Below are 5,366 nucleotides of genomic sequence, written 5' to 3'. Positions count from 1 at the left end.
CAGTTCTACACGTTTACCATCGAGTCGTTTTGTTTTTCCTCTATACAGCTTCCTTGCTTTGTTTATCGATATTTCTTCAAATCCTGAATCTAAAGAGAATATGGCGTAATCTTCTGCGGCATGAGCTGGGCTGAGAAGAAGCAAGTTTCCTAATAGCCCTACCGCGACTGGCAATATGACTCTGCGTGGAAGTGTTTTTATTGTTTTAATCCAATCCATGGGTTTCTCCTAACAAGTCGCACTTTCTATTTGATGGAATAGCTTTTCTTTTCTTACGGGCTTCGCTACGTATCCATCCATGCCTGAATCAAAGCACTTTTGAATGTCATCATCGATAACACTGGCGGTTAGCGCGATGATAGGAGTTTTGCTTAAGCCTAGGTTTTTCTCATGCTCCCGAATCTCCTTAGTTGCTGTGAAACCGTCCATAACGGGCATCATGCAATCCATTAGTATAATGTCGAAACTACTGTCGTTTTGGTACATATCAACGGCAATTTGACCATTCTCTGCAATTTCAAAAGCGTAACCAGCCCTTGTTAGCATGACCGAAGCGACTTTTTGGTTAACTCGATTGTCTTCGACGAGCAGTATTCTTTCAGATTTGCTCGGAACCGGGTTTTGTTCTCTTTCCTCTGGCACAGTCCGTTTAGCTGCAGCATTAAGAATCGGCGTTACGGTCGCGGGTTTTTTCGTAGATTTAGTTTTGTAGGCAACAGGAAGTGGCATTGCTTCAACGGCGGCAAGTACTTTTTCTTTTAACATTTCAAATTTGAATGGCTTTGGCACATAGTCATCCATGCCCACGTCGAAACACCTTTGAATATCGTCATCAATAACACTGGCGGTCAGGGCAATGATAGGGATACGACGCGTGGCATTGGTCTCTTTTTCAACGCGGCGAATATTACTTGTCGCTTCAAAGCCATCCATAACCGGCATCATGCAGTCCATGAGTATTGCTGCGTAGTGAGGGTTCGATCTGAACATGTCCACGGCTTCCTGGCCATTATTCGCAAACTCGAATTCAAAACCACTTTTACCAACATGAAGCCCGGCAATTTTTTGGTTGACCTTGTTGTCTTCGACGATCAGAATTTTGTGTTGTATCTCTAGAGAAGGTTGGCTCGCCTCTGAAAGCTCAACCCGACCCTGTGTATCACAGAGCTCAACCGCTTTAATCAAACGTAAACCGAGTAGGGGCTGTGATACTTGAGCCGTAACACAATTGCCGATGTCAGCCGGCTCGCTCAAAAATGATCGAATCAAGCAGATAGTGATGCCGTTTTGGTGGAGCTTATCTAAGTCACTGGTATAGTCACTGGCTTGGAATGTGTCATCTTCAGCAAAGACAACTGTGATTGGGTTAGCGTGCTTTTGAATCGTGAGTTGTTGTGTAAGCTCAGCTGTATCTCTCGTTTGTTGGGTTATTTCTAAACCATAGAGGTTAAGGTCCCATTCTATTCGTTTAGAGAGCATGTTCGCGTTACCTAGAACATAAATGTCGGCGGTTGCTGTGCTTGGTTTTGGCAACATTAAATCAATGGGTAATTCTAGATCGAAGTAGAAACAACTGCCTTTACCTTTGACGGAGTCGAGTTGGATCTGACCACCCATAAGTTCAACAAGCTGAGTACTGATCGCAAGGCCAAGACCAGTACCACCGAATTGTCTGGTCGTTGAATCATCTTCTTGAGCGAACGGTTCGAATATCTGTTTCTGTTGCTGTTTATCGATACCAATCCCCGTGTCTCGCACAGAAAACCTTAGGGTGACATTGTTTTCTGCTTTGTTTAGCGTTTGGATTGACAGGGTAACGCCACCTTCTGCTGTGAACTTCACCGCGTTCGACATAAAGTTCATCAAGATCTGTCTTAATCGGTGATCATCGATCATCACGCGTGCAGGTGTGTCTGGGCTGATATCAACGTTCACTGATATTTTTTGCTCTTTAGCTTTTGGCGCGACAATAGATGCGATGTCGTAAATGGATTCTCTAATCGATGCCGAATGCGGGCTGATTAATAGCATGCCAGATTCAATCTTAGAGAAGTCTAAGATGTCGTTGATCAGGCTTAGCAGTAGTTGAGATGAGGTCTCGATCGTATCTACATAATCACGTTGTGTTGGTGTAAGTGGTGTGTCTGACAGAATCTCCGAAATACCGATAACGCCATTCAGTGGGGTTCGAATTTCATGAGACATATTGGCCAAGAAGCTACTTTTCGCTTTGCTAGCTTGTATCGCGTGGTCTTTGGCTTCTTCGGCGTCTTCTTTAGCTCGCTCTGCGTCTTCTTTCGCTATCGTTAACTTCTCTTTTGCATGTTCTCGTTCGATGGTCAGTCGCTCTACTTGCTGAGCAAATAGGCTGAGTTCGTCTTTGCCTTGAATCAGTTTGTCCAAAGAAGGGCGGGTATCATCATTTTCACTTTTTAAGAACCTAAGAACTAGCCCAAGATTGTTGGTGACTTGTTTCGCTAAACTGAGGGTTAATCCCATAACAGTTGCTGCAAGCAACGTGACGATGGAAATAAATAGCGTTCTTTCTGTTTGAGCATCTGAGATCGCTTGAGCTACTTCGGCTTGGAACTCTTGTTTGATCACGTCACCTAAATTCTGCAACAGGCTTAGGCGAGCACTCATCGCATTGAGTCCGGTAGTGATCTCTTTTGGAGTCAATGCGCTTATTGTGGATGAACTATGAAGTGCGTGACGTATCTCTTGGCTTTTCATAAAAGCCTCATCTTTAAACACTTCAATCATGAGTGAAACTTGATGTGTATTGGCATTCAAGGACACAAATCTTTCTAAGAACAAAACTTGCCTAGCATTGAGGCTTTCAACCAACTCGGCTAGTTCAGAATCATACTCTTGATGATTTTGGTAAATATCGAAGAGTGAAGCGCTGAGCTTAAATTCTTCATTTGACCAAAACATCAACCACTCTAGTTGATGCAAGGCGGTGAGGTGCTGTTGAATCTCACGCTTGGTGATATCAAAAGGGACTTTCTCAATGGCTAGCAACAATTGTTGGTACAAGTCACTTTGCCATTCAATCGCATCCAGCTTATCGAAACTGTCGGTCGTTTTCATAGTCGACAAGGTTGCCTCACTGAAGTCGGCCAGCAGTTGGTTCACTTCTTCGGAACTGTTTAGAAATATGCTGGGTGAAAGTGCTTTGAGCTCGGCATTTACCTTAGCACTTCGATTAACGAACTCTTCAGTGTTTGGGGCCAAAGTACTTCGATACAAGACAGAGATATCTTCAAGGTAAATTGCTAACTGATTGGTTCGCTCAAAATCGTTTAACTGCGTCGTCAGAAAGTAAGCTTGTCTACCGGCTAAGAAAAGGAGCAATGAGATCGGTAGTAGAACTAAGCCAAAGAGTTTATGTTTAACTGAAAGGTTATTCCAGACCGTGAGTGTCGACATATTAAGGATCCATCCAACTGGTTTTATATAAAAACAGTAGAATAAAAATGCCGATATGGAAACTTTGAAACTGTAAATTTAATGGAAGTGTGGGAGGGGTATAAGTTCTTGTGATTCCACAGCTTATTTTGAAATAGCTTGTCTTGCTAGCAATTTATAGCGTTTGGCGGTCGGTTTGATTTTGATGCTTATTGATGAGTATCTTAAAAAGCGAGTTAATTAGGGTGATTTTTATCGAGACTTAGTTCAAATAGAAGTTGCTCTAACACCGTTTTTGCAGAAGGTTCTAGCGCCCAAACACCGAGCATTCTGTTCAGTGCAGCGCGGTACACTCTGTTTTTGAGTAGGAAAGCGAGCGTACGCGTATCGTTGCTCAGAACATTTGATTGTACGACGGTTAACTCAGCTTTGTTCTCGATATCGATTTTCTGAAGATTGAAAGCGGGTAGAAAGGCACACTCATACCAAACTTCTATGATCTCTCGAAGTTCGATTTCCTCTTCAGGCACATCGCAGCCCTGAAGTTGATGGTTTTCAGGAATTGCGGATAAGTAAGCGACATCAAGCTTGTCTGCAACGAATGTGTACATTTGCTTCCTTTGTATCGGTGATTTTAGAGCGAATCATCTCTCTCACTTATGTTTTTGTCAATTACATCCATTTATCTAACGAGTAATTTGTGAATAAGCATCGTCGTGTTTAACTCAAGCTGTTTAAGTATTTGTCTGTTAAGCCAAAATATTTCAAGTTGCCATCAGGTTCTAGAACCAAACTCATATTGGAAGTAGCGATCAAACCGGGATCATTGGTCGAAAAAATGACGGTCTTATTCAGCAACTTATCGCTGAACAGGCGGTTAAAATACTGGGCGTTTTCATTTTCAGCCCCGTTGAACGGTTCATCAATGATTATCAGAGATTGCTCACAGTTGCCTAAACCAAGTGCCAAACGCAGCTTTTGTTGAATTCCATTCGGAAGACCTTTGCACTTATCGACACTCAATTGAGTCGCCAAGCCTTCTGGCAGCCATTCGTCTAGCTCGAAGAAGCTCACCATCTCCTGCATTTTCTCTGTCGGAATGAGTCCGTTATGCAGAATGAAGTTGGTTTCTAGTGAGCCTTCAAAAATATGCAGGTTAAAAGGGATGTAGTTAATTGAGGTGCGATAACGGTAGCTATTGAACTGTTTAATGTTGTAACCATCGACAGAAACTGCGCCTTGATAGCGGTCTTCTAGCCCAGCAATGATTGAAATTAAGGTGGTTTTTCCGCAGCCCGTAGGGCCACAAATGACCACTTTTGCACTGGGTGGTATTTTGAACCCCAAGTTGGTTAACCCTGTTGCTGCCCCTGTGTAACGGTGGCTGACACCACTGCCTACAATATTTCCTTGGAACAGCCGAATAGGCGGGCTTTTTTCTAGCGTTAACTTGTCGTCATTCATCGACATCAAGTTGTTGATCTGTGCCGACGAAGCCTTGATGGATTGAAACTTAGAAATTGAGTTATAGATGCCCATTATCGGGCCTAGTGCTTTCCAAACGAGAATAACGGTTGCGAGCATCGCGCCCGCATCAGAAGTGCCTTCCATGACTCCGATTACTGCGGTCACGATACTTGCAGTACCAATCACCTGAATCAAACTACCGCCAGCAGCCTGAATTTTACTGTTGGTTACAGCTACATTCTCCGCATCACTAGTGCTTTGCATATGGGAGGCACTAAAACGAGATTGAACCACGCGCAGTAAAGGCAAACCTTGAATGGTCTTGATACCACGAAGGATTTCATTCCATTGATAAGAGACCATGGCGTTAGCGCGAGAGCTTTTAGATGTAGCTTGTGAGTAGATGTAACGAGAGTAAACACAGAACACCAACATTAATATTAAGCCACCCATCACCACAAGTGCAGCCGTGCCAGACATCAGAGCAA

The 5,366-nt window shown here is 43.4% G+C and carries 3 protein-coding genes and 1 pseudogene; all 4 read right to left on the bottom strand.

Translation table 11 applies throughout. The features are described 5' to 3' along the window. Positions 1-219, bottom strand: a pseudogene (locus AB4496_RS04505) (hypothetical protein); the annotation flags it as partial. Between the two features lie 9 nt (positions 220-228). Then, positions 229-3,432 carry a response regulator gene (locus AB4496_RS04500; RefSeq protein ID WP_009844971.1) on the bottom strand — a complete coding sequence of 1,068 codons (3,204 nt, stop codon included), beginning with the start codon at positions 3,430-3,432 and terminating at the stop codon, positions 229-231. 215 nt (positions 3,433-3,647) lie between these two features. Next, positions 3,648-4,022 carry a hypothetical protein gene (locus tag AB4496_RS04495; RefSeq protein ID WP_009844972.1) on the bottom strand — a complete coding sequence of 125 codons (375 nt, stop codon included), beginning with the start codon at positions 4,020-4,022 and terminating at the stop codon, positions 3,648-3,650. A 109-nt stretch (positions 4,023-4,131) separates the two neighbouring features. Next, positions 4,132-5,366 (bottom strand): ATP-binding cassette domain-containing protein (locus AB4496_RS04490; RefSeq protein ID WP_372130636.1); only part of this gene is annotated, 1,235 nt, incomplete at its 5' end.

This window comes from Vibrio sp. 10N.222.46.A1 (assembly GCF_041473595.1).
Classification (GTDB): domain Bacteria; phylum Pseudomonadota; class Gammaproteobacteria; order Enterobacterales; family Vibrionaceae; genus Vibrio; species Vibrio tasmaniensis_A.
Note: the sequence above shows the minus strand (reverse complement) of the source record. Positions and strands in the feature narration are given on the sequence as shown.

Excerpts from the sequence above, each read along its gene's own strand:
- AB4496_RS04500 (WP_009844971.1), bottom strand. The coding sequence starts at position 3,432 with ATGTCGACACTCACGGTCTGGAATAACCTTTCAGTTAAACATAAACTC.
- AB4496_RS04495 (WP_009844972.1), bottom strand. The coding sequence starts at position 4,022 with ATGTACACATTCGTTGCAGACAAGCTTGATGTCGCTTACTTATCCGCA.